The 25,542-nt window shown below is 32.0% G+C and carries 28 protein-coding genes; all 28 read right to left on the minus strand.

Annotation, left to right across the window (positions count from 1 at the left end; all coding sequences use genetic code 11):
- Positions 1-9: 9 nt before the first annotated feature.
- Positions 10-525, minus strand: a complete 516-nt coding sequence (locus tag J2X31_RS17485; protein ID WP_310028724.1) for an STM3941 family protein — start codon at positions 523-525, stop codon at positions 10-12.
- A 102-nt stretch (positions 526-627) separates the two neighbouring features.
- Entirely contained in the window at positions 628-1,449 is an 822-nt protein-coding gene (locus tag J2X31_RS17490) for a VanW family protein (RefSeq protein ID WP_310028726.1), read from the minus strand.
- Between the two features lie 355 nt (positions 1,450-1,804).
- Positions 1,805-2,776 (minus strand): ankyrin repeat domain-containing protein, encoded by a 972-nt coding sequence (locus J2X31_RS17495; protein WP_310028729.1) that lies wholly within the window; start codon positions 2,774-2,776, stop codon positions 1,805-1,807.
- Positions 2,777-2,810: 34 nt separating this feature from the next.
- On the minus strand, positions 2,811-4,394 hold the full coding sequence (locus J2X31_RS17500) for an ankyrin repeat domain-containing protein (protein ID WP_310028732.1): 1,584 nt from the start codon (positions 4,392-4,394) through the stop codon (positions 2,811-2,813).
- A 5-nt stretch (positions 4,395-4,399) separates the two neighbouring features.
- Complete coding sequence (locus tag J2X31_RS17505; RefSeq protein ID WP_310028735.1) at positions 4,400-4,915, minus strand: tetratricopeptide repeat protein; 516 nt, start codon at positions 4,913-4,915, stop codon at positions 4,400-4,402.
- A 66-nt stretch (positions 4,916-4,981) separates the two neighbouring features.
- The gene (locus J2X31_RS17510) at positions 4,982-5,977 is read right to left on the minus strand and encodes a hypothetical protein (protein ID WP_310028737.1); all 996 of its coding nucleotides are present in this window, start codon (positions 5,975-5,977) and stop codon (positions 4,982-4,984) included.
- A 12-nt stretch (positions 5,978-5,989) separates the two neighbouring features.
- Positions 5,990-6,526, minus strand: coding sequence for a hypothetical protein (locus J2X31_RS17515; protein ID WP_310028740.1), 537 nt, complete (start codon positions 6,524-6,526; stop codon positions 5,990-5,992).
- A gap of 21 nt (positions 6,527-6,547) precedes the next feature.
- A complete protein-coding gene (locus J2X31_RS17520) occupies positions 6,548-7,261 on the minus strand; it encodes a DUF1266 domain-containing protein (RefSeq protein WP_310028743.1) in 714 nt (237 codons plus the stop codon).
- Between the two features lie 314 nt (positions 7,262-7,575).
- The gene (locus tag J2X31_RS17525) at positions 7,576-8,025 is read right to left on the minus strand and encodes a hypothetical protein (protein WP_310028745.1); all 450 of its coding nucleotides are present in this window, start codon (positions 8,023-8,025) and stop codon (positions 7,576-7,578) included.
- 75 nt (positions 8,026-8,100) lie between these two features.
- Positions 8,101-8,517 carry a hypothetical protein gene (locus J2X31_RS17530; protein ID WP_310028748.1) on the minus strand — a complete coding sequence of 139 codons (417 nt, stop codon included), beginning with the start codon at positions 8,515-8,517 and terminating at the stop codon, positions 8,101-8,103.
- A 453-nt stretch (positions 8,518-8,970) separates the two neighbouring features.
- Positions 8,971-9,501, minus strand: coding sequence for a hypothetical protein (locus tag J2X31_RS17535; protein ID WP_310028751.1), 531 nt, complete (start codon positions 9,499-9,501; stop codon positions 8,971-8,973).
- Positions 9,502-9,563: 62 nt separating this feature from the next.
- Positions 9,564-10,784: a hypothetical protein gene (locus J2X31_RS17540; RefSeq protein WP_310028754.1), complete on the minus strand. Its 1,221-nt coding sequence runs from the start codon at positions 10,782-10,784 to the stop codon at positions 9,564-9,566.
- A gap of 558 nt (positions 10,785-11,342) precedes the next feature.
- Positions 11,343-11,642: a type II toxin-antitoxin system RelE/ParE family toxin gene (locus tag J2X31_RS17545; RefSeq protein ID WP_310028756.1), complete on the minus strand. Its 300-nt coding sequence runs from the start codon at positions 11,640-11,642 to the stop codon at positions 11,343-11,345.
- Complete coding sequence (locus tag J2X31_RS17550; protein WP_310028757.1) at positions 11,635-11,880, minus strand: type II toxin-antitoxin system ParD family antitoxin; 246 nt, start codon at positions 11,878-11,880, stop codon at positions 11,635-11,637. The genes J2X31_RS17545 and J2X31_RS17550 overlap by 8 nt, the downstream gene beginning before the upstream one ends.
- A 278-nt stretch (positions 11,881-12,158) precedes the next feature.
- Entirely contained in the window at positions 12,159-13,106 is a 948-nt protein-coding gene (locus J2X31_RS17555; RefSeq protein WP_310028759.1) for a hypothetical protein, read from the minus strand.
- Positions 13,075-13,749 (minus strand): DUF2625 domain-containing protein, encoded by a 675-nt coding sequence (locus tag J2X31_RS17560; RefSeq protein ID WP_310028762.1) that lies wholly within the window; start codon positions 13,747-13,749, stop codon positions 13,075-13,077. Before J2X31_RS17560 ends, J2X31_RS17555 begins: the two co-directional genes overlap by 32 nt.
- A 546-nt stretch (positions 13,750-14,295) precedes the next feature.
- Positions 14,296-14,676 (minus strand): hypothetical protein, encoded by a 381-nt coding sequence (locus J2X31_RS17565; RefSeq protein WP_310028765.1) that lies wholly within the window; start codon positions 14,674-14,676, stop codon positions 14,296-14,298.
- A gap of 250 nt (positions 14,677-14,926) precedes the next feature.
- Entirely contained in the window at positions 14,927-15,382 is a 456-nt protein-coding gene (locus tag J2X31_RS17570) for a GNAT family N-acetyltransferase (protein ID WP_310028767.1), read from the minus strand.
- 91 nt (positions 15,383-15,473) lie between these two features.
- Positions 15,474-16,499, minus strand: a complete 1,026-nt coding sequence (locus tag J2X31_RS17575; RefSeq protein ID WP_310028769.1) for a hypothetical protein — start codon at positions 16,497-16,499, stop codon at positions 15,474-15,476.
- Between the two features lie 182 nt (positions 16,500-16,681).
- Positions 16,682-17,467: a hypothetical protein gene (locus tag J2X31_RS17580; protein ID WP_310028772.1), complete on the minus strand. Its 786-nt coding sequence runs from the start codon at positions 17,465-17,467 to the stop codon at positions 16,682-16,684.
- Positions 17,468-17,567: 100 nt separating this feature from the next.
- Positions 17,568-18,320, minus strand: a complete 753-nt coding sequence (locus J2X31_RS17585) for a hypothetical protein (protein WP_310028774.1) — start codon at positions 18,318-18,320, stop codon at positions 17,568-17,570.
- Entirely contained in the window at positions 18,317-19,012 is a 696-nt protein-coding gene (locus J2X31_RS17590; protein ID WP_310028775.1) for a hypothetical protein, read from the minus strand. Before J2X31_RS17590 ends, J2X31_RS17585 begins: the two co-directional genes overlap by 4 nt.
- Before the next feature lie 80 nt (positions 19,013-19,092).
- Complete coding sequence (locus tag J2X31_RS17595) at positions 19,093-20,118, minus strand: alpha/beta fold hydrolase (RefSeq protein WP_310028778.1); 1,026 nt, start codon at positions 20,116-20,118, stop codon at positions 19,093-19,095.
- Positions 20,119-20,343: 225 nt separating this feature from the next.
- Positions 20,344-21,336 (minus strand): hypothetical protein, encoded by a 993-nt coding sequence (locus J2X31_RS17600; protein WP_310028781.1) that lies wholly within the window; start codon positions 21,334-21,336, stop codon positions 20,344-20,346.
- Positions 21,337-21,343: 7 nt separating this feature from the next.
- Positions 21,344-21,637: a hypothetical protein gene (locus tag J2X31_RS17605; RefSeq protein WP_310028783.1), complete on the minus strand. Its 294-nt coding sequence runs from the start codon at positions 21,635-21,637 to the stop codon at positions 21,344-21,346.
- A gap of 311 nt (positions 21,638-21,948) precedes the next feature.
- Positions 21,949-22,530, minus strand: a complete 582-nt coding sequence (locus J2X31_RS17610) for a hypothetical protein (RefSeq protein ID WP_310028786.1) — start codon at positions 22,528-22,530, stop codon at positions 21,949-21,951.
- 138 nt (positions 22,531-22,668) lie between these two features.
- On the minus strand, positions 22,669-23,478 hold the full coding sequence (locus tag J2X31_RS17615; RefSeq protein ID WP_310028787.1) for a hypothetical protein: 810 nt from the start codon (positions 23,476-23,478) through the stop codon (positions 22,669-22,671).
- Between the two features lie 240 nt (positions 23,479-23,718).
- The gene (locus J2X31_RS17620; protein ID WP_310028788.1) at positions 23,719-24,327 is read right to left on the minus strand and encodes a hypothetical protein; all 609 of its coding nucleotides are present in this window, start codon (positions 24,325-24,327) and stop codon (positions 23,719-23,721) included.
- Between the last annotated feature and the right edge of the window lie 1,215 nt (positions 24,328-25,542).

Raw genomic sequence — 25,542 nt, forward strand, 5'->3', positions numbered from 1 at the left:
TTCTTCATATTAATTTTTCAAACCTTCATTCAACAAACGCCACAATTCTTTGTGTGTGATGTCCATCGTGGCAACCGAAATCGTAAACGGAGAACCATAATTGCTCAAATTATAATTCATTAATTTTTTGCGGATTTTATTGGTTTCATCATTCATATATTCTTCAGGATTTTTCACGTGGATGATGATGATTTTCACGCTGTTGATTTTTATTTCCGAAAATCCTGTGATGTCTTTCCATTTGATGATTCTGTTTGTTGGTGGTTTTAGGTGGATTCCGTTTTCGTCGAGAATGAGCATCAGTTTGTTTCGGAAAATTTGTTTTGCTATAACAAACATTGCAAATCCGAAAAATAATATACCAGAAATTCCTATAATTCTTGTCAATAAAGGATTTCGGAGAAACGGAGTTTTGATATTTTCGGCTTCCAAAATCATCCAAATTCCTAAAACGATAAACACGATAGAAAGGAAGAATAGTAAAATTGCTTTTTTCTTGTTGGAATAGATTTCTGTTTTGTTCATTTTTTTAATTTTTAATGCCACAGATGCACGGATGTTTTTTTTGCAAAAGTTAAAATTTATTCGTGCATTTGTGGCAATGTCTCTTCGTAGCAAAACAAACTATCATTTATTTTCTATATAATTTTCTGGCGTATAGGTTACTCGTGCAAAGTTTTTGGTAATCAGTTCTGTATTGATGATTTTTCCGCTTTGGAATTTCAATATTTTGTCTCGCCAAATTTCGTTTTTGCGATAAAATTGTCCGTCAATTTTCAGGAACTGATGCTCTTTTTCGGTCACGTGATAGGCATAATCAAGTTCGGTGTCTATCCGAAGTTCGCCTTCCAAACACTTGTCTGTGAACCAAAGGTTGATTTGAAACGTATGTGTTGTGTTGTTTGTAAATTGATAGTCACGATAGTTATAAAAAACGGTGGCACCACTCCCAAAAGGCAAAACCCGACCATCGTCCGGAAACGGGTCAAACGAATGATGATAGCGTTCTGTAACGGTCAACGGACTATGAATGACCAACCAATGAATGAGATTTGAAATCTGACAAATTCCGCCACCAATTCCGGCTCTTGCTTCGCCAAATGTTAGTTCCATACCAAGCAAATAGCCTTTCTTTTTGGTGGGTAAACCTACAAGTTTGCAAAACGAGAAGGTTTCGCCTGGTTTTATGATGATACCGTCTATTTTCTGGGATGCTATTTTTAGATTGGTTACTTTATTAATCTGCAATTGTTCGTTGTTATCGCCCAATTTTTTGAGCAAAACCGATTGATGTTTTTTGATTCTAAAATCAAGCTTGTTGTCAGTTTTGGTTTTGGAATATTTTTTAGAGTCAAAAATCCATTCCAAGTTTCGTTTTAGCCGTCTGGTCCAAACCGCCAAAAAGTATAAAATTGGATGTTGCTGACTTAATAGTTTTCTTTGTTTCACGATGTTTTACAAATGGCAAATAACCCGCCAAGTTGGTTTTTTATTTTATATTTCCATCAAATATAAAAACATTGGGTATTATAGCTCAAACCATTTACAATTCGCAAGGTTTCATTTACAATTCGTTAGGAAAGTTTGGGGAAACAGGTGGGTTTTGTGGTTAGATTTAATTTGCAAATTTCCTTTTTCATCATATTAACTATTGGTTCATTCCTTTTTTTAAAACCTTTCTGCTGAAAAGTCTAAAAAAAAATGACAAGTACTGTTAGGTAATTTTCACTTTAATTTATCTTTAGTTCAATTTTGGCGTATAAGTTTCAAAGCTCTACAACTTTTCATTCTTAAAAGAAAATCGCTATGAATCTGCTCCGGCCATAATTAGCTGTTCTACAATTTCGTTATATCCTTTTTCTGAAGCGTAATGCAATGCAGAGTGTTCGTCGTTGTCTTTTTCGTTTACATTGGCACCATTGTCAATGAGCAAAGCTGTAATTTCATTAAACCCACAAATAGAAGCTACAATAAGCGGTGTTTCGCCTTCGTTGTTTTTACTGTTGATGTCCATTCCTTTTTCTATAAACAGTTTGGCAATTTCCTTGTTTCCTCTGCCAGTGCTGTAATGCAAAACCGAGTTACCGTCTAATCGTTTCAACAACATATCGGCTTGAGCATTGAGTAGTTGTTCTGCTATTCGCAAATTGTTTTGCATACAGGCCAACACTAATGCACTATCGCCTTGGTCGTTTATGGCGTTGATATTGATGGTGTTTATTTTCAATAATTCGCCTACCACTTCGGCTTCATTGTTCCAAACAGCTTGATGTAATGGTGTATTTCCGGTACTATTTTTATCATCGGCTTCGCCAACTAATAAGGCAACGGTATCTCGCAAACCTCTGCTTGTGGCATAATCTAAAGCACTGTGTCCGTCATTGTCTTTAATGGTTTTATCGGCTCCTTTGGATAGCAGGAACTTGGTAAATTCAGTTCTGCCTTCTGCCAACGAATAAATAAGTGCGGTTTTTCCTTCTTTATCAGTTACATTAATATCGGCTCCGTTATCTAACAAAACCGTTACGATTTCTTTATTTCCACTTTTCGAAACAATGTGTAAAGGCGTGGCACTTTGGTTGTTTGCCAAGTTGACATCGGCTCCAGCCTCAACCAAAATTTTAACAATGTCTCTTGCGCCTTTTTGACACGAATAGTACAAAGGCGTGTTGCCCATTGCATCTCGTTTATCGAGGTTTATGCCACCTTTTTTAAGCAAGGTTTGCACAATTGCTTTTTGATTGTTTTTACAAGCGTTTAGAAAAATAGTATCCATTTATATATGTTTTATTATTCGATTTTTTTATGATTTACATTCTCTCTACCAGCCAAGCTACCAATGGCTCGTTATTTTGTTCAACCGCATAATCCAAAGCAGATTTCTCTGAATTATCTTTTGCATCGATAAGCAGATTTCCAAATTCTGCCAATAGTTCGCAATAGGTTTTTGCTACTGCTTTATCAGAATTTTGAACTGCATAAATGAGGGCTGTTTTTCCGTTTTCATCACGCAATTCGGTAGAAGCACCTTGCTCTAAAAGCGTTATCAGATTTTTTTCGCCTCTGTTTGCATCAGCTAAACACAAATACATTAGTGCCGAAATTCCTTCGCGATTGGTTTTATTTACATCGGCATTTGAATAGATGGCTTCTTCGATCATAACTATTGCAACCGAATTTGAATTATAAAGCATCAGATTATCGCTATATTTTGCCGAAAGTGTTAAAAGCGTATTTTCATCATCATCTAAAAGCATATTTATATCAAATCCGGCATTGATAAATGATTTGAGAATTTTCTGGAAGGTTTTGTTTGTGAACTGGTCAAAGTTTGTATTAATATTTGAAATAGGAATGTATAAATACCTGAACGGATGCCAAGATTTACTATCGTTCAACATAGGTTGTGCACCGTTTTTTAGCAAAACATCAATACATTCAAAATCGTGAAGAACCATAGAAATAGAAAGTGGTGTCATACCATTATACCTGTCATCTTCCTTGTCGTATTCTTGATCGATGCTTTCTTTAAGCTGAATTAAAGCGTTCAATGCTTCTGTGTCTTTTTGAATACAAGCCTGATGAACATCCATTCCGCCTGCATTGATATAAAGTGTCGTGGTTTCTTGATTAGAGAAATCAACTCCTTTTAAAAAAGCACCAATTATTTTTGATTTATAGTAAACAGCAACTTCTACAGCTGTTTTTCCTTCATTGTTTTTTTGAAATGGGTCTATGCCAAATTCTTTTCCAATTAAGGCATAAGTAACAAACCGATTAAACTTTGCTTGGTTTATTTTAAACCTCCATTCCAATTCCGATCTTTCTTGAATATGATATTGATTGTTTTCATCAAAATTGGGATCGTTTTTATGAATTTGCAAGCGTTCCATAGCATCTTCGTAGGCAGAAACTGCACTATATGAATATTCTGCCATAATGTGCAATAAGGTATTACCGTTTCGGCCTGTAAAATCAATTTTTGCACCTAGTTCTTGGTAAGCTTCCAACATTTCGAAATAACCTTCTTTGGCACCAAGATGTAAAGCGGTTTCGCCATAGCTGTTTTTTCGTAGTGGACTAACCTTGCTTTCTAACAATATTTTTGTGCATTGGTATATTCTTTTTTCGTCAATAAAATAATCGTAGGTGCGTTTTGGAACTGCTAAAAAGTGTAACAACGTATTTTCAGATCGGTCTTGTACACCAGCTGTACGCCAGCCTTGAGTAATCAGATACTCCATCATTTCTACATTTGCAAAACCACAAACTTGCTCCCAAATTTCTATTTGTAGCTCTTCTGGGGCATCAGCAATAAGTGTTTTGTATAATTCATTTATCTCCAGAAGTTCTTTTCCTTCGATGTAAGCCCGTTCAATTTCATATAAATTCATATTCGCTATATAGTTGTTTTAGATTTGACAATTTCCAATGCTTCTTGGATGTTTTTACATTTGTTCATTTCTGGCAAGGTCGAAAGTCGAAGCACTTCTTGCCAATTTTTAAGTTCCAGATGCACATCAACTAAAAGTCTTCGTATTCGTAGTTTTATAATGTTGGTGTTTAAGGTAATTGCCGTTTCACTTATGGCACGTTTATAATGGTTGTTTTCATATTCGTATATCAATAATTCGCTCGGCAATTGGTTTTCAGTATAAAGTGTGATGGAAGGAACAGCCATTTGTGTTGATGCCTCGCTCAATACCGCAATAGCTTTTGAATATTCTTTTGCATAATAGTGGCAAAGTGCCATATTGTATATCAACGCAACAGGTTTATTTTTAGTGTTTTGATATAAATGGGCAAAAGCGGTGTATGCCAATATCCATTGAGAAGTATTGATATAGTTGATGCCGTCTGCAAATAATTTGCAGTGATCGAGTGAAATATTGGTTGGTTTATTGTTGATTAACATTTTGGTTGCTTAATGGTTGTTTTTTAAGGAATGGTTTTTAATTGAAAACGATTTTTGAACTCAAATTTAAACTGCTTTTGATAATAAAAACCGAATTTCATCCATAATACCATCAAAATTTTTGGTGTTTTTTCTTGCAGATAGAATGGTGAAATTTCTATGCTTGCCCGAATTGTTGTTTTTAAAAAACAGCATTTCTAATGACGTTCCGGTATAAAGTCCATTGGTGTGATGCTTGGTAAGCGAAAAATTGTCAAAGGCATCCAAATTCATTTTTTCATAAGGAATAATCCACAAAAAATTGGTCAAGGCTTGCTTGTTTTTAATGTCAAATATTCTTCTAATAGAAATTAATATTAAAAAAAAGAATGCTGGAATGACGAAAATAAAATTGATAAATCCTACCGAATTGGGCTGATTAACCACTACATTATAAACCTGATACAAAAACGCAAGGCTAAATCCTGCAAAAAGAAGTTGGTTGTATTTGTTGGTTTCTGTCAACTCAAATTGTTGGTTTCCAATGTTTTTAAAGAAAACTAAATTGGTTAAATTAATTTGTTTTTCAGTTTCTATAGGTTTTACTCTGTTGTCGAGCCATTTGGTACTGATGAGGTTGATTAGCTCCATAGCTTGTTCGTTTGATTTTGCTTGTCCGGAAGCAAGACCGCCTACGATTAAACTGAGCTCGTTGGAATATTTGTTGGTTTTGTCTATCAGTTTGAAATATGTTCTATCAATAATAATATCATCGGCATTCATTTTTAACTTCTTAAAAAACAACAACTTTCGGTATATTTTTCGTTCGTTCCAGTCAAAATGAACACAATATTTATACAGAATTAAAAAAAACGGAAAGCAAAACAATGCTATTATTAGAGTTCCTATACCTATCATTTTCAGCATTTCAACAAACTCAAAATTATCGGAACCAATGGTTAGAATTGGAATTGTAACCGCAAATAAAACGAAGGTTAAAATAATAAGAAAAAGCACATATCCTCTTAAAGGATAGAACTCAAAAGCGGTGCCGTTGTTTACGGATTTGTATCTTGAAAACATATTTTGTGGGTATTATTCGTTACTATAAGCTCCGTCTTCTTCTGATTCATTTGTTTCATTTTCAGCTTCTTGCGATTTGCAGAATAATCTGTGATGAAATTCGTAATCAGATTTTGTGCTAACAGAACTTGGTGCTGGTTCAAGCAAATACGAGATTTGACCTTTTGGTATCATTACTGTCGATTTTGGGAGGATTTCTGTGTTAATCACATATTCGTCAATTTTTTCTTGAGACGGACTGCCATAAACATACGTTACCACACCAAGATTTTCGCTTGATTGATTGATAACATAGCATTTGCCTTTGCCGTAAGTAAAGCCTTGCGTAGGAAATAGCATCACTTCTTCTTTGCTTGTTTTGCAATCTTGCACCAAATAAATTTTTGGGCAAAACATATAGATAATAATGCACAACGGAACGATAGCAAAGATGGCTTTTTGTTTGAAATCTTCTTTGTTGTATTTGTGTTCTATAAATAGAAATATTCCGAAAATTAGAACAGTAATTCCTGCTAAAATTAAATAAAAAATAATGTTAGATACTATCATAATGTTTTTGTTTTTAGGTTGTTATAAATAATTTTTACGGTTTAGCGGACTTTTTGGATGGTTAAGCAAATCGTCTGCTATTTGAATCATTCCGCTATTATTTGGACCACCCCAAATGGCTCTTCCAAAAATGTAACTTGTTGTATATTCTTTCCAGGTAGAACAATTGATTTTTAATGCTTTGTAGGTTTTTTCTAAATAATCTTTCAGTTCATTTTCAGTAAGATAACCCAATTCAAAACAGCATCGTGCTAAAAATGTGGCTCTTCCGTAGTTCCAACCGCTGTCTTTTGTTTTTTTTATTTCCGAGAAATTTGTAATGACTTTATGCTCAATCAATTCTGGCACAATGTTGTTTAATTTTCTGTATAAATTCAAATAATATTCAAAAACTTCTTTCTCGTTTGGCAAATCGGACTTTAAAATTTGCACATAATTTTCTTTATCTTCAAATGCTTTGTAAACAATGTCTAAATAATTATCCTGATTTCTATCGTGCAAATCTTGAAGAATGAGCAACGCATCTTCTTTGCTATAAATATCCCAATAAGATTCTACTAATTCTTTAATGATGGACGTGTTCAACCCGGTTTCATAAGAATTTAAGTAAGCCGATTGTTGTTCGGCATACATTGAGCCAACCAATAAATGATCTAACAGTTGACCATTTACTGCGTTTTTTTCGTTGAGTCTTATGCTTTTAAATGTGTTTAATAATTTTGAAAAAAATCCCATAACTTGTTAAGACATTTTTAGATTAGGAAATTTAATTTGTAAAGCTCATTGTAATTAATAATCATCTTTGTCCGATAAAAAATAAAATAGAATTTAACAGGTCGCTCCTAACGGAGCTTTAATTCTAAAAAAAATGCTACTATTAACAGGTCGCTCCTAACGGAGCTGTATTTAATCCTATCGGGATTTACTGTTAGTAGAAATAATGATGCCCCAAAATACAAAGCTCCAGAGGAGCGACCTGTTATTCTGTTTTATAAATATTGAGTTCATCAATTGGTTTATGTTTTTTATCGGACAACAATGATTAATAATTAAATATTTGTTGGTTTTACGTCTTTGTTTTTAGATGGTAAATTTCCCCAAATCAACAAAGCGATGACGATAAATAAGATTAGTTTTCCGCCAATTTTTTTAAAAAAAGACAAAGGGTTTTCGGCAGTTTCTATATCAAAATTATGTTTGTCTTTTAGAATTTGTGAAGCTTGGTCATCAATTTCAAAATAGGTAGTGTTTGAGGCGTTGCTCAATACATATCGTCCATTGGTATTCCAAAAAGACATCCAAAGTATGCCATATTCGTTGTTTAAGTAAGCAATATTCACGTGTTGTCCTGCTAATTCATCAATTTCAGAACCTGTAGGCAATTCTTGAACGGTGTTTATTGTTTCACAAGGAAAACAAACCGGAATTTTTGCCTTTGCAGATACAATGTTGAACGAACTGATGAAGATAATTGCTGTTAATAGAGTTTTTGTTGTCATTTTTTTTTGTTTTTAAAAGGTTATTTGATTGATTTTAAAAGAATTAAGTTTTAATTTATTCATAATTTGAAATAGCTACGCTTTGTTTCGTAACACATTTTTATACACCCAATATATTCCGAAAAGAAGTATGATAATCCAAATAAAAATGTCTGGTTTTGTTAGTGTATTATATAAACTATCTTCTTCCATTAATTGATTGGGCGAATTTGTGTTGTATTTAAACGAAATTTTATCATTTACTTCTGGGTATTTAGTTAGAGGGTCATAATTTAACTCGCCAGTTTGAGCAACTCCTTTTGAATCTGTATAGCTAATTACCATGTAGCTACGCATTCCTTTTCCAATTCTTCCGTTGTCTTTTAGTTCAACAACAGTACCTTCGGTGGTTGAATAATTTTCGTCTGCTTGTTCACAAGAACTCACTATGAACAAAAGACTTAAAATAAGAAAGCGAAATTTTACTGTTTTACTTAAAAAATGTGTCATCATACAATTGGTTTTTATTTGTTAAAATTGTTTAGCCAAAAGTATTGAAAACACATAGTAAGAATAGAAACCATTTACAATTCGCAAGTGTTCATTTACGATTCGTTGGAATTTGGGAGAAATTATATGTCATATTGAAGGAAAACAGCATAAAAGACAAAGCAAAATCCACAAACCTTTCTGCCTAGAGCTCAATGTCATTAAGTTAAGCTCAATCTTGTCCTCCCGACGAAGGAGGGAACTCACAAGTAGCTCTATAAAGTGAATTTGACAATGCGATTCCTCCTTCGTCGGAAGGACAAAACAGATGGTTTATTTCCTTAACTTAATGACATTGGCCTAAGGGGCTACCCAAAAGGTCAACACTGCTTTCATTTCTTGCTCGTTGGGCAAAGAGAAAGCTTAGATATTTTGTGTTTGTTTTTTCTTTCTATATTTTTTGGTTCGATAATTCAATTATTTCCAAATTCCATAAGGTGAACCGTCAGTTTTACATCTGTCCCAAAAATCTTTTGCATAATCAAACTTTGGAAGTTTTTCATCAATTGCTAAATGTATTTCTTTATTAAATTCTAATTGTTGAAGACAATTTGCTATTCCATATCTCACAAGATATTCATTCCACTTTCCGAAAGCTTGTTTTTGCTCTTTCGTTAATTTGTTAAATAATGGACCAAGAATTTTGTAGAGATTAGCTAATTCATCATTGTCTTCACTTTTACAAACCTCAATGGTCGATTTATAATCTTCCAAATCTGATTTTGAGTATTCCTCAATATCTCCAGTTTTGCAAAGTCGGTCTATAAATTCTTTATATTCTAAAGGCTTTTCATTCATAATGTCTTGTATTATTGTGGCTTTTTGTCTGTATTCATTTTTGGTTTCGGTCGGTTCTGCAAAATTGCCACCAACGGTTTTGGGCTTTGCGTAGTGCGGGATTAAAAAGCACTGCACTTTCAGTCTAGTCCTATGTTTATTAATATTCATTTACTTTCAATTTAGCACTATAACCCTCATTATGTATAGCTAGTGTTGTGCGTTCGACATTGTTAATAAAATATATAATTGCCTTTATTATCTGTTTTATATTTTGAGATTTTAATTTCTTTATTCTTTTTTGCTTTGAAATAATCTGAGAAATTCATCATAACATTCGGAATAACCTTATCTTTAAGTTTAATTGTTCCTGCATAATAAGGAATTCTTCTGCCACTATTCCCTGGGTCCATATTGGAAGTAAAATCTATATATTTTAGCTGTTCAACATCCTTTTCTTTAAAGAAAATATAAATATAAAGAGTGTAGATGCTTGTCGAACTCACGTAAAAGATAAGCCAAGTTATAAACATATAAAAAAGAGCAAGTAGCGATTCAAATAATAATCCACCCCAACTAAACGTCTTTTCCCATTTATGGATGAAGAGTACTAAACCTATAAATACAAAAGGCAAGGTTCTCCAATATACAAAAGGCAAAGCTAACCAGTTCACAGTTATTGCTCTCATTTTAATCTTAAAAAAGATACTTAAACAAAAAAGAAATACAAAGTAAAACCAAATATAATAGTCACTAAATGCAAAATAGAACAAAAGAACAATCAAAAATACAAACGATTCATACCCTCCATAAACCGCTAATACTAAAAGAATTACAGTCCCTAACGCAAATAAGCTTGTGGAAAGAATATTGCTATTAAAAACCAATAATGGATTAGTTTTTACCAAGATTGCATTATTACTATCCAAATTTAATTTAATGTATTTGGGTGTGAAGTACGAGGAGTGAAATTGGATGTTTAAGCCCGAATTAGAACGATAATAACCTTTATTTTTCTTGAGTAAATAAAAAGAAATATTTTCACCAAAAGTATATTCCGAAAAAATCAAACTGTCATTATCCGATGTAATGTGTTTTGCGTTTTGTATGGATTGTGCTTCTGAAAGTGTTTGATTTGTATAGAATGTGTGAATGCTATCTTTTATTTCAATATGATTTTCTTGTTTGTACCTGATTTCACAAGATATATCATAGGTTAGTCCCCAAAAATTATTCTTATGAAATGGTATTACCTTAGTTTGATATGCTCTTAATTCGAACAATCCAGCTTCTTTCCATTGATAATTTTCTTCTTTAGGGAAACTTTCCCAAGGGTTAGGATTAAGAATTACTTGCTCATCTTTAGTATCCCATTCATAATAAATATTTAGAACAATACAGAAACTAAATAGTATTAAAATTATCTTTTGAAGTGTATTTAAACTTGTAAACATTTAGAAAATTAATCAGTATTGTTTTTTTGCTGACGCACAACTCGTTTATATGCGATACAAACTTTCGCATATACACCCATATTTTAGGTAGATAGGCAAAAGTTTTCTCATTGTTCAAATGTAAAAATCTTCTTTGTTGAAACACATAACCATTTACAATTCGCAAGGTTTCATTTACGATTCGCAAGAAAGTTAAGGGAATAATAGAACCCCATAGGGGTAAAATGATTATAGAACGTAGAATGTTGTTTCAGGGGAAAAAATCCCGTAGGGATGAAATTATTATCGCTTGCTATAATCATTTCAGGCTTTTCTGTTTTTTTACCGAATATAAAATCTCCCTTACCGAAACACAAAACCATTTACAATTCGCAAGTTTTCGTTTACGATTCGTAGGAAAGTTGAGAAAAAATAGGGGAAAAAGACCTGAATTTTGCACTTCAGCCCGCCTGATGCAAACTGCGAAGCAATCATCGAAACCTAACGAAGTGGTTCGGCGGAGCCAAACCATTAAAATAATAGAAATGATGAGATAAACCCGTGTTGGTGGCAGTTATTTTATTCGCTCAATCTGTTTTTCAAGTCCATTCGTTCGTGTAAAATCCTTGTTATTTCTATAGGTTTGCCCTCTGATATTCTATAAAAAATTATATGTCGATTAGCCTTTAATCCAAAAAGATTTTCTTTTATTTCTTCATAGGGTTTTCCGATTTTTGGATCGTTGGCAATAAATTGGCAGTTTTCAAGTAGCATTTCGTAATATGTGTTCGCTTGCTTTTCTGACCAATTGTCAAAAGTATAATCCCAAATATTTGTCAAATCTTCAACGGCTTCATTTGTAAGTTTGTATTTAGCCATTATTTCTTCTTGCTTTTAATTCTTGAAGGTGTTTTTCAGGGTCAAAATCGTGAGCAATTCCACTGTCAATTCCTTTTTGAATAGCACTTTTCAAAGCAATAGCTTTACTTTCCTCGTCTTCTAAAAGTCGGAGTCCTGCACGGATAACTTCACTAGCATTTTTGTATCGTCCAACTGATATTTGACTGCTTACAAATTGGTCAAAATAGTTTCCGAGTGATATTGATGTATTTTTCATTTTTTAATACTTTTCTCAAAGTTACCAAAAATTGGTAAATTTCCAAAAAAATTCTCAAATTTCTATCAACTTCTTTTGTTTGAATTCGTCTCGGTTCTGCGAAATTGCCACCAACGTTTTGGGGCTTTGCTTTCGGGCGGGAAACGCTAGTTCGACGGAGTCAAATCGAAGCATCTCGATTTATCGGGACTGATATTATTACTAATGTTTAATTGAAAAACTGCTGTTGAATTTTGCACTCAGCCTGTCTGATGTAAAAACCTTGTTGGCGGTGGTTTTTATTTTCTTATAAGTTCGTAAACATACGATTTAAGATATTCCCCTTCTTGTTTGTCCGCAAGTTGTAAATAATGTTTCATCAGTTTATCGTCTTTTATGTATTCAGCTATGACAAACAAACAACCTATTTTATGGTGTTCATCTTCAATTGTCTCCCAAGATTGTTTAATTAATTGTTTAATGTCATAAAATCCTAATTTTCCAAGTGAAATTAAAGATAGTCGTTTGGTATATTCATCTTTATCATTGTAAAGCTTTAAAAGTATTTCTTCTATCTCTGTCGTTAATTTGTCAAACTTTTGGAAAGATGAAGCTATTTGTGATTTAGCATCATTAAACTCTGGTTGTTCAAGTTCTGTAAGTGTTTTTGCTAAACTCAAAAAGTCTTTTTTTTCCAATTCACCGCAGTTTGACAACTTTGTCCCTTTGCTTAACCACGCAATCATATTTCCAATGTCCCAATTTCGTCCTATAAGATAAAGTAGATTAATTTGGTCTTCTTTATCTAAGTTTCTAAGTAACTTTTTGTCAATTAATTCAGAGAAGTACGTTGTGATTTCTTCCCATTTTGGGTATCCTGCATCGTCAGTTCTTAGTTCTTCAATTTCATCCGATGTATAATTGTCTGCCAACCATTGTCGAAAGTCAGAAACTAACTGTCGGAGTTTATCTTTTGTAGTCATCATAAAATTACCGCCAACTCTCAGATTGACGCAACTTGTGCCGTTTTTATTATTTACTGTCGTTTGTTTATTGTTTAAAATTAAGGCGTTTTTATATTTCAATGGTAAACCATTTACAATTCGCAAGGTTTGGTTTACGATTCGTAGGGACAGGATTGGGGAAATAGGAGAAAAAAAACTAAATTTTGCACTCAGCCTGTCTGATGTAAAAACCTTGTTGGCGGTAGTTTTTTTATTTCTTACTAAATTGTTTTTGAAAATCAAGTGTCAAATTATAGTTTTCTTCAATTGGGACTAATCTTCTGTCTGTTTTTTCAATGTCTTTCCCTTGTTTAGTCCACAAAAATGGGACAAATGAAAATACTTGATTTCCGTTTGCTTTGGCTATTTCATTTTGCCAGTTTTCCCATCTGAAAATTTCGTAAAATTTATTTATGTCGCCAGTCAAAGCCCAATAAAGAAATTCGGAATAATTTGTGTCTAAACATTCCCATTCAAGAGTGTCTTGTGGTAAATAATAAACTTTTCCTATTTCGCTTCCAATTCCGCCAGCGTTTATAGCAAAATAACCACCAATGATATCGTCAGCAATTAAAAAATGTGTAGGTTGATCTCCATAGTTTTCAAAAGTTTTTCCTTTATTCCATTCAGTCAAACCTCTGTCAAGTTTTTCGCTTCCTGAGCCTAAAATTCTGAGCCAACCTTTGTCTATTAATATTCCGCCAGTTTCGTATATTACTGCACCCATTGGCGAACGTGTTGTCACTTGAGCATTTACAAGTTCTTTTTCTGCTCTTTTTTTATCTTTTGGTAAAATCTCAAATTCGTTTGTAGCTTCATTTAGCCATTCGGAAACTAATTCCCAACCTGGTTCGTCCAAGTTTATTAATTCATCAAGTGTCTTCATATTTTTAAAAATTTCTGTCGATTTTGTCGGTTCTGCAAAATTACCGCCAACTCTCAGATTGACGCAACTGTGCCGTTTTTATTATTTACTGTCGTTTGTTTATCGTTTTAAAATTAAGGCGTTTTTGTATTTCAATGGTAAACCATTTACAATTCGCAAGGGTTCATTTACAATTCGCAAGGGTTCATTTACGATTCGTTGGAATTTGGGAGAAATTATATGTCATATTGAAGGAAAACAGCATAAAAAACCAAGCAAAATCCACAAACCTTTCTGCCTAGCTCAATGTCATTAAGTTAAGCTCAATCTTGTCCTCCCGACGAAGGAGGGAACTCACAAGTAGCTCTATAAAGTGAATTTGACAATGCGATTCCTCCTTCGTCGGAAGGACAAAACAGACGGTTTATTTCCTTAACTTAATGACATTGGCCTAGGGGCTACCCAAAAGGTCAACACTGCTTTCATTTCTTGCTCGTTGGGCAAAGAGAAAGCTTAGATATTTTGTGTTTGTTTTTTCTTTCTATATTTTTTGGTTCGATAATTCAATTATTTCCAAATTCCATAAGGTGAACCGTCAGTTTTACATCTGCACCAAAAATCTTTTGCATAATCAAACTTTGGAAGTTTTTCATCAATTGCTAAATGTATTTCTTTATTAAATTCTAATTGTTGAAGACAATTTGCTATTCCATATCTCACAAGATATTCATTCCACTTCCCGAAAGCTTGTTTTTGCTCTTTCGTTAATTTGTTAAATAATGGACCAAGAATTTTGTAGAGATTAGCTAATTCATCATTGTCTTCACTTTTACAAACCTCAATGGTCGATTTATAATCTTCCAAATCTGATTTTGAGTATTCCTCAATATCTCCAGTTTTGCAAAGTCTGTCTATAAATTCTTTATATTCTAAAGGCTTTTCGTTCATAATGTCTTGTATTATTGTGGCTTTTTGTCTGTATTCATTTTTGGTTTCGGTCGGTTCTGCAAAATTGCCACCAACGTTTTGGGGCTTTGCGTTCGGGCGGGAAACGCTAGTTCGACGGAGTCAAATCGAAGCACAAAAGTTGATATTATTACTAAAGTTTAATTGAAAAACTGCCGTTGAATTTTGCACTTCAGCCCGCCTGACGCAAAACCCTTGTTAGCGGTTCGGGCTTCTTTTGCCGTCATAGGTTTCATTTTTGTTTATATTCCATATTGTACATATCAAATCCTTCTGCCCAATAGTCTTTTTTGATTTCAAATAGCTCAAAACCTTGTTTCTCATAGAATTTGTATGCGACTTGTGAAGTCCTTACAGTAATTTTTTGTACTCCGTCAATAGAATTTAGTTTGTCTATTCGGTACTTCAATAATTTTGTACCCAAAGATTTTCCTTGATAATCAGGGTGAAGTATGTCCCAACTTATTTTTCCTGTCGTATTGTTGTCTGCAAAGTTAATTCCACCACATCCTACAAGTTTTTGGTCATAAAGTAAAACATAATAAAGTTCCCTTTCTGTTTCCAAATATTTGTTTAAATCCTCTTCTTCGTCAACAGCAAAATATCCAGGTGTATTCAACCTTATCAAGTTGATGACTTCATTTTTGTCTTTCGTATCGTATTCTCGTATCGTAATTAAGTTTGTCATTTTAATTTTCATTTTTTTGGATATTTTTCTTTCTATGCGGTGTCGTTTTAGCCTGACCGCCAACTTTCAGATTGACGCAACTGTGCCGTTTTTATTTTTTATTTGATTTTGGATAAATTCTATATAACATATAATCAATCATACAAGCAAGTGTATCATTTTCATTTTTTGGTATATTTAATTGATTTGGAAATGCAATTGTTTTGTTTTTATACCTAAAATTAAAAAATTTAGTTCCAAAACGTATACTATAATATTCTGTTTCGTGTTGTCTTATTTCAATCCATAAATATCCCGATGCAATAAAATTACTTTCTATGGTTGGTTTATCTACGACAGTATAAGTATTTATTTCTCTCTTTATAGTTTCTATACTTAACTTTTTGTTATAATTTGGGAAAAGAGGATAAAGACTATTCCAAACTTTGTGAATATTATCAGTTTTAATTTTTGTATTTTCTACAGTATATAATTCTCCATTTTTATTTGTGTAAAACTCTGTATCAAATGCATCATATGCAATTGAAATTTTGGTTACAGGAAAGAGAGTTTTATAGAAATTGACTTCTTTTAATTTATCTTTACGATATTCATCATCAAACTCCTGACTTCTTTCATAATAAATAGTGTCATTTTTAATAAGATTTTTTCTTCTCAAAAATTCTGCTTGAGTTTCTTCAATTATATAGTCTTTGAGCTCCAAATTCTGTTGCTGGTAATCAGAAAAAGAATAACTAATTAATTGCTTTTTAAAGAGAGTATCACTTTTATAAATTTCTCTAGAAAATATAAACCTCTGATTAAGAGAATCAATATAAAAATCTTTTGTTTTAGGAAATTTTTTTACAACTTTTCCTCTTTCGGTAATTACAGTAGCTAAAATATAATCATTATCTTTTAATAACAAAATATATCCTTTTTCATTTATTAAATTCAGCGTAAAATCTGTTTTTATATTTGTTTTTTCTATTTCAAAAATTGAGTCTTTATTTTCGGGTATATAAATCCAATCTCTATGTTTAGGGAATTCTGGAATTTTATATCCCATTAAGAATACAACAGATGCAAAAAATACAACTAATACAGAAATTGATATATAAAGTCTTTTAATTTTCAATGGTTCTACTTTTTTTAGGTATTGTTGCTAACTTTCAAATTGACGCAACTGTGCCGTTTTTAATTATTTACTGTCGTTTGTTATCGTTATAAAATTAAGGCGGTTTTATATTTCAATGGTAAACCATTTACAATTCGCAGGGTTTCGTTTACGATTCGCAATAAATTATTAGCCTTTTTATTTTACTTTTTAAATAATTCTATTTTAAAAAAACCTAAATTCTTTCTATCTTTTCCATAACTTGTTACTAATGTCAAATAGAATGTAGTGTCGTCTTTCCAAAAATTATCTCCCATAATACAAAGCCATTTTTTAGTTTGTTTTTCAAATTCTGTATCTAATTGAATAATTTTTTCAAATTCGTTCTTTGTTTTTTTCTGAATAAAATAGGAGGAGCATTCTTGCCCATCGTAATGACCATTTATACGAAAAAGTTTATTAGGTGAGGTTTTTATATAATCTGGATTTCCTGTCAATTCTGTTTCTTGTCCATTTATTAAATTGAAACTCACGTCTGTGGTGTGTCCGCCTTCGCAAAGTAAAATGTTTTCGTTAGGGAAATATGCTTTAAAAGAACAGTCGTCTAATTCAAAATATGATTTATGTGTGGGTTTACGATTATTTATAAAATTAATTTTTTTGACCATTGGATAATCAATATCTTTTTCGTCAAATTCAACAATTCCAACAAGTAGTTTTCGTGCAACTTTAAAGTCGGTAATTTTTTTGATTTCAATATTTTGATTATCGTCTTTTTCCTTTTGTAGATAATATTGTAAAGAGTCGATTTGCTCAACTATAATGCTATATTTCCCATCTTCTTCAGGCAAATCAGTTTTTTCTTCATTTGTCTTTATGGAAATGTTGTCTTCTTTTAGAAAGGATTTCTCTTTTGTCTTTTCTCTTTTGTTTTCACAAGATTGAAAAAGAAAGGCAGTCGCTAAAAGTAGTGTGATTAATTTTTTCATAATTTTTTATTCTCTTACAGGTGTTTTTCCTACTCCTGATGGTTCTGTGGGATGTATATCGGGTTCATTTTTTGGAATAATTTTCTTTGGCTGTGCTTTTTTATTCGTTATTATTAAAAAAATCAATAATTGATATGTTTTCAAAATGATGTTTCTCTTTATCAATACTACTTTCACTTTCTGTAACTTTTGGGTTTTCAACATCAGATATTAAGTCAATTTCAGTTGTTGTCTGTTCTCCTTTTAAGAAGTCGTATTTGATGCCTTGTTGAGAACCAGCACCTCTGTAAAAAGCTTCAATAGAAGTAAGTAACAAATCATTTTCAAAATATTTGAAAGTTCCGAAATAATTATCTTTACCATATAGTTTTATGTTTAAGTCTCCTTTTTCAATGCTTATTTCTTCGGTATCGAATAACTTAAAATCATATTCATTGTACTCAATTGGCATTGCAAGGTTTGAAACTTTGTCTAAACGATACGATTTATCTTTGTTTTGCAATAAAATCAGTATCGGTCTTCGTGCTGTTTTGATTTCTTTGTTTCTCAATACAATGACTATATCTTTTAATCCGTCATTGTTCAAATCTCCCATAGTTTCGTATTGTATTTCATAATCATATATTGCCATTTTGGGCATAAAGTCAGAGGCTTTGTTACCTGTTTCGGGATATACAAAATCATCTTCATCGGGTTCATCATTCATTTCTGTATAATTATCTTCTTCTATATTCTCTTTTTCAGCGATTTTCGTTGTACGTTTTGGTGTTTCTGTGGCTTTATCCTTTGTTTCATTTCCGCAAGATTGTAAGATAAAAATGCTTAATAAAAAGAGTGGAATAAATATTTTCATTTGTTTTTTTGCTTTTTTTCTATAGGATAATAATCAGTTCCAATTCCTTCTGTCGAATGGATAAAAGGTTCATTTATAGGAATTATTTTCTTTGGTTGTTCTGTGCATTTACTGAAAATCGTATCTATTTCATATCCTCTATGATAGATTATTTTGGCATAATAGTTTACGGTGTCATTTTCGCAAAATTCAATACTAAACGTTGCTATTTTTTCATCTTCAATAGTAGATAAAAAATACATACTTGTAGGCCCACCATCATCCTCCTTATTCTCTATAAAGTGAGCTGTGTTACTACCCAAAAAATTATCGGTATAGTTGTAAAAATTAAAGTAGTGATAACCGACCCATACATTTGAACCGTCCTTACTATGATATTTATATTTTTCTTCATTGCCAATAAACTCTTTGTTCATTCTTTCCAAACAAATTTGTTTGATAAACGAATGAATGCTGTCCCTGTTATTTATTGGATTTTTTATCAGGTACATATTTTTGTAGGCTTTTGATTGTATCAGTTCCATTTTGGTAAAGAATATGAAGTTGATAATTTTAGCTAAAATCAATATTCCTAATAAAGATAAAGTCCAATTAACTCGTGTTTTCTTTTTGCTTATCCAAAGAATTATTTTGTACAATGTAAAAACTGAAACAAGAATTATCAGTAAAAGTAGTATTAGTATTATTTCCATTTTTTTGTGTCAGTTCAATATTGGACGACTGTTGGTTTAGCATATCGCAAAACTCTTGTTGACAGTGGTGCTTGTTTTATTCAATTGGTAAAATCGCTTGATTGTTGATTATATATCCTATTGAAATCCAAGGTATAGGCATCTGCATCAATAATTGATTTTAATGTTTTATCAGGATTTTTATAAATATTGAATCCCTTGCTTTCAAAGATGAAATTTGAATCGCCTGAAATCGATTTAACCCTTTTTTCTCCATTACTGTTTATACCAATAAAAAATATAGATTTAAACATTTTTCCCTTTGAATGATACATATAACCTCGATCTTTGTTTTCGTCATTTTCTACATCTTTCCCAAAATTTATTAACCAATCAAATCCTGTTTCTTTGGATTTATCCAACAATAAAAGGTCTTGGTGTTTACTGACAAAAGCTCTTGGAAATAAAGGCGAAACCAAATTAGACGTAATCATTTTACTGAAAATTTTGCTGATTAAGAAACGTTTTTGTAAACTTGAGTTGAACAGAAAAACTTTTGAAAAGCTTAAATATTCAAATCTGTATGCTTCTAAACCAATAATACCAGAATTACCTTCTGATACAATGCGAACCTCTTCCAAATGATGTCCTTCGTTTTCTAATATATGATGCACCATAGACCCAGAAACATAATCAGCCATATTACCAAATTCTTCTTTTTCCTGTTCGAAAATATAATCTCTGTCTTCGGGTTTATTAAAAGTAGTTTTACCAAAACCCAATCGGTCAATCGCAATGATGTGAAACTTGTCCTGAATTTCTTTGTTTCTAAAATAATCTAAAAAATAGGTAGCATTTTTTCCGCTACTGTGCAGTAAAACCAAATATGGTTTCCGCTTATTATTTTGGTCGTATTCTGTATCTCTGTTTTTCTTATTGGTTAGATACTTTATGCTGTAACCCCGTAAATTGATGGAATCAAATTCTGGTGTTTTCATTTTCTCATAAGTAAATACCTTATCAATCTCGTCTTGTGTAAGATTAGAATAAAAAAAATCGTATCTGATCCAGATGAACAAAAACCAAAGTGTCAGTAAGCCAAGGGTAATTAATATTAACTTTTTCATTCAATAATTCTTATATAGGTAAGTTTACCAATTATTTATTTTGATGATATTCTAAAAAGTTATTAGCAACATCTCGTATCTCTTGTTGTATTTCCTTTCATTATTCAAATATAAATTCTTCTTCTTCAAAAATCACAACCATTTACAATTCGCAAGGTTTCGTTTACGATTCGCAAGAAAGTTGAGGGAATTAAACAGTTCGTATTGTGCGATTGTGCTTTTTGGTTATTTATATTCTATTGGTTTTTCTGGATACAAATTATTCAATCTGATGGTTTTGCCTATTTTTGAGACCTCGCATTGAGGATAATGTTCTTTATATAATTTGAAAGTCATAATTATTGGTTCTGATGAATTCATTTTATTCAAAACTCTAAACGCATTTAAAATTTCATTGGCATTAAAGTAGTATTGAATTCCGTATTCTTGCTGGTTTCCCCATTTTATATAAAGTAGTCTGGGCGTGCTATTGCATGGGGTAATGTTATTGTTTTCTAACATTTCTATGCTTTCTTGCGAATAAAATATTCCTGAAACGTCTTTCAAAACACAATCATCGTCCATTTCTACTTTTAACAACCATTTATACTGATTTTGTAGTAATTCGGAGAAATCATTAATATTTTCAATACCTTCAAATTCATTATTTTTTCCATTCAAAGATTCCATATAAACCAACATATCCAAATTTCCTGCAATTTCGTTGGCAGTATAGGTTTCTATGATTTTAGATTTTTTGTTTTCCTCTATCTTCAAAACCGTTTTACCTTTTGGCTGTATTTCTAGAATTAATAATGGGGTTTTATTACTCTTTTTGCTGTAATTTTTTATCTTTTCATACGGCAAACTGGTTTTAAGCAAATAGAATTTACGTTCATCGATTGAAAAATAATTTAATGAAAGAGAGTCGGGCAAAAGTTCTTTGTACCAAGTTTTAAATTCAACAGAATTTGCATTTTCAGCACTAGTTATCCAATTTGATTCTACATCAATACCTTTTGCGAATTGACTGAAATTATTATATAAACCAACATCTATAATTTTGATTAGGTTTGAAGTTCCTGATATAGAATTTCCTGTAGAACTCCTAATTTCTGCATCCCAGTAAATCTTTTGGTGTTCTTTGTTTTTTAATCTTACCGCAAGATTAAGGATAATTAATAATCCTAAAATAACCGCAAGAAAAATGTTGATATAATATAATTTAGTTGCCTTCATATACATTTCAATGTTGGTAGGCTTTTGCCAAAGCTGTTAAATAAGTCAAGGCAATAAATAGGATAACCGAGGAAACCAAAAGAAATATTGAAAAATATTGAAATGCTTTTTTATGTGCCATGTCTTTTATAGAAATCGAAATAAAAATCGAAATAACCGGAATTGAAAAGACAAAAAAAGGCATGATTAAACCCGCATATTTAGACGATGGTACAATTAAATCAGTATAATCGATGTAGATATACGATGCTATTTCAATACAAATTAAAAAAATAACTGTAATAAAAGGATTGTTTCTCATTTATAAATTCACTTTCAATTTTTTGCCAGAAGCTTGATCAGATAACCATACCACTCGTTAATTGGCGATATCTTTATGATAACCATCAAATATAAAAACATTCATAGTCTAAATACTCAACCATTTACAATTCGCAAGGTTTCGTTTACGATTCGTTGGGAAAGTATAGATTTTTTGAAATTATAATGAACCTCGAAGAGGTAAAATGATTATAGAAATAGAATGTTTCAGGGAAAAAAAATCCCGTAGGGATGATATGATTTTACAAATTTTGTCGCTATTTTTAGGGATTATAGTTCGTTTGTCTATCGCTATATTTTTAGACGTTGTTCTTCTTTTTTGTTGTTTGTCATTACTATTGTTCGATTGTCTTCCCACTCTTTTATTTCAAAATTAGTATCTAATAGTTGTCGATAAATGCAAGCATAGGGCAATTCTGTCAAGTTTGAGCAATCATAAACCACAATTTCAAACGGACAAGCCCAATAACAGCCCGTCACTGCAAGTTTAGTATTGTCGGGTGAAACAAAAATATTTGCCCAGATAAATGGGTCATCTTCTGAATAGAAGCTATACAGTTTTTTCTCTTCAACATCAAATACAGATTGTCCTCCTTGAAATTCTGGAAGTAATAAATAGTCTTTTTTATCTTTATAAATCCATAGTGAGCAATTGTATTCATAGTCGGTCAGGTATTCAAAAAAGTGTCCGTCTTTTTCAATATGTCCGATTTGGATTTTCGTTACAGTCCAATTCCTGTTTATGTCTGTTTGTTTATATTGTTGTGTTTCAAAATAATACAAACCAGATTCAGACAAATCAAATTCATCTTTTCTCACAATTTTTGCAGTTTCGTCGAAGTATTGCCTTATGTCAGTTCTTTTTTTGGTCATTATTTTGTAACGGTTGGTCAGGTTGTTTTATGGTTTGGATATTCCTAAAAAAAATTGATTATCAAACACTTAATGTTTTTTTTGGATCAAGTACACTCGTCGATAATTGATTTATACAGCAACTTTTAATTAAAAAGCTTATTTAGTAATTGTGTCAGAAGGTTCTTCCATCTCTTCATATTCGTGATCTTCTGTTATCGTTTCCATATTTTCAATCTCATATTTGGTGAATTGATAGTAATCATCAAAAGTTTTGGTTTTATGGTTGTAAATGAGCACATATTTGGAGTTTTTAGTCTGCTTGATTATTCCGTCATTTGGTGCAGGGATCAATTTCATTTCATCCATATAGATTGGAGTTCCTTTTTTAAAGCTTTTGATAGTTGGCAATTCATAAGAATTTTTTTTCCAATAGAGGAGGTTTCCATTTTGAGATATAATAAAAATCGCACTACTTTGAAAATCTGAATTTTCTAGTAAAAAGACCATTTCACGTTCGCCTTGTCCAGTAAAGTCGCCATAGGCAATTACTTTATGAGCACGGTCTTTAATTTTGGTAAAAAAATAAATATCGGAATTATCACTATCATTACCCAAGTAGCCGTTGTTTAGGAAAATTTTCACGATTCCTCTTTTAAAAGCTATTGGTATATCGTTATACTCTGGAATGGTGAATGTAGCATTTTTCCAGTTAGCATAATCTTCGGGGCTTGCCCAGCCGTCAACATACACGCTGTCAACAGGGTAGCCTTCTTGGTCCGGACCAAAATAATAGGATTGTCGAGCTTTATTTATGCCATAGAAAAAAGCAAAGGTCGATGCTCCAATCAATACAGAAATGCCAATAATTATCCAAATAATAATTTTTCTTTTGCGATTTGGCTTTGATTGTTGGTGCTTATTTAATTCTTGACCAGCTTGAGGTGGGGTGTAAGGTTGTTGTTCCATGTTTTATTATTGTTTATTGTTGAGTTTTGCACTTCAGCTTCGCCTGACAAAACATACATTTTAGCAATTATTTTTTATGTATAATTTTCGTGCGGGAAATCCCTGCCTGCCGGCAGGCAGGGAAGTACAAAAGCTGATATTATTACTAAAGTTCAATTGAAAAACTGCTGTTGAATTTTGTACTTCAGCCGCCATATTGCCAAACGGATGTTGTATATAGCCTTTGTTGGTCATTTTGCATTAAGAGAATAAAAAGGTTTCTATATTTTCCAATTGTTCTTCATTTAAAATGGCACTTACTTGTTTTAAAAAGTATGGTTGAACTACATTTTCATTGTAAGTAATAAGTTCTTCTTCATCGTCAGGTTCGTTTTCTCTGTGAAGTTGTGATGATTTTAGAAGTTCCGTCAGAATTTGAAAAAATATGGACAACGAAGGTGCAATCTCAAGATAGTCAACAGCTTCGATAGCGGCTAAAATCGGTGTCCCCGAAATATTTGTATTTGCAACAATTGGGTCATCATTTATATCTGCAATAACTGCCCAACCACTTGTCCATTTTGGGTCTGGGATTTGGGTATTCCCTCCGTCAGTTGAAAATGTTGAAAATCCGTGTTGTCTTTTTACAAGTTGGTCAAACCTTGTAAGAGCAATGTTATTTCCAACCGTCAAATCGAAGTCGTAGTTGCTATAAAGAAAATCTAATTCAGGCGATAATTTAATTTCTGGAATTTCTGTCAACGAAATTGGGTTTGTCCGCCTTTCTATTTTTCCATAAACATATCTTTCGCAGGTCAATGTTGCTTCCCTAAAATTTTCAAGTGTCAATGCTAATTTGTCTAAACTCATATTGTTCTAAATGGTTGTTTTTTGCTGTGTGTCGTAAGGTTGCACACAACTTGTTTATATGCGAAACAAACTTTCCTATATATACCCATATTTAGGTAGATAGGCGAAAGTTTTATTATACCCCTCAAATATATAAATCTTCTTTATTGAAAATGAAACCATTTACAATTCGCAAGGGTTCATTTACGATTCGTTGGAAAGTTGCTGGTTTTTTAAAATTATAATGAACCTCGAAGAGGTAAAATGATTATAGAAATAGAATGTTTCAGGGGAAAAAATCCCGTAGGGATGATATTGTTACCCTTTCAAGGTTAAAAAAATCGGTCAACTATATATTTCTATAATCATTTCAGCCTTTTTCTGTTTTTTTCCAAATTTCCTGTGTCATTTTGTTTCAAATATAAATTCTTCTTTCTTCAAAAATCATAACCATTTACAATTCGCAAGGTTTCGTTTACGATTCGTAAGAGCAATGTCATTAAGTTAAGGAAATAAACCGTCTGTTTTGTCCTTCCGACGAAGGAAGAATCGCATTGTCAAATTCACTTTATAGAGCTACTTGTGAGTTCCCTCCTTCGTCGGGAGGACAAGATTGAGCTTAACTTAATGACATTGTTTGTAAGAGAGTTGGGGAAATTTGGAGGGAAGTTGATAGAGTTTTTGGTTGAATTGAGCTGGGTTTACATTTTAGTTTTGTTCGATGTGTTTTTCAGCCAAAATGAATATTGAGATTTGGTTATTTGTAAAAAGCGAAGCAAGTCTTTTTTAGCAATCGGAAAATCTTCTCCTAAGTTTTCAAGTAAATCAACAATAACATTTCGGTTGGATTTTATTATTTTTTTAAAGTTCTCTTTTTCAATTAATGTAATGATAGTGAGATATAAGCAACCTAGCTTGCGAAAAGCTTACAATTCGAAAATTCGAATTTAAAATATCAAAACTTTGCTCGGTTCTGATGTCAAAGAAGGTTTTTTTTTGGATAATATGCAAAATATCAAACAATTGAGGTTCGAGAATCAGTCAGGAGGGGAGCAAAATCCTGATCAGCAATGGTCGTCTTTTTTGTTTTACAGAATTTCGGTGAAAATCTTTTAACTTCGCCTTTCTATATTAATTTATACTGAACTCGATTAATAATTTAGGCTAAAAATATTGTACAAAAAGGTAAAATTTAGTATATTTAAATCTCTGACAATTAAATATTTAAACTAAATT

It is taken from the genome of Flavobacterium arsenatis, assembly GCF_031456785.1.
GTDB classification, from domain to species: domain Bacteria; phylum Bacteroidota; class Bacteroidia; order Flavobacteriales; family Flavobacteriaceae; genus Flavobacterium; species Flavobacterium arsenatis.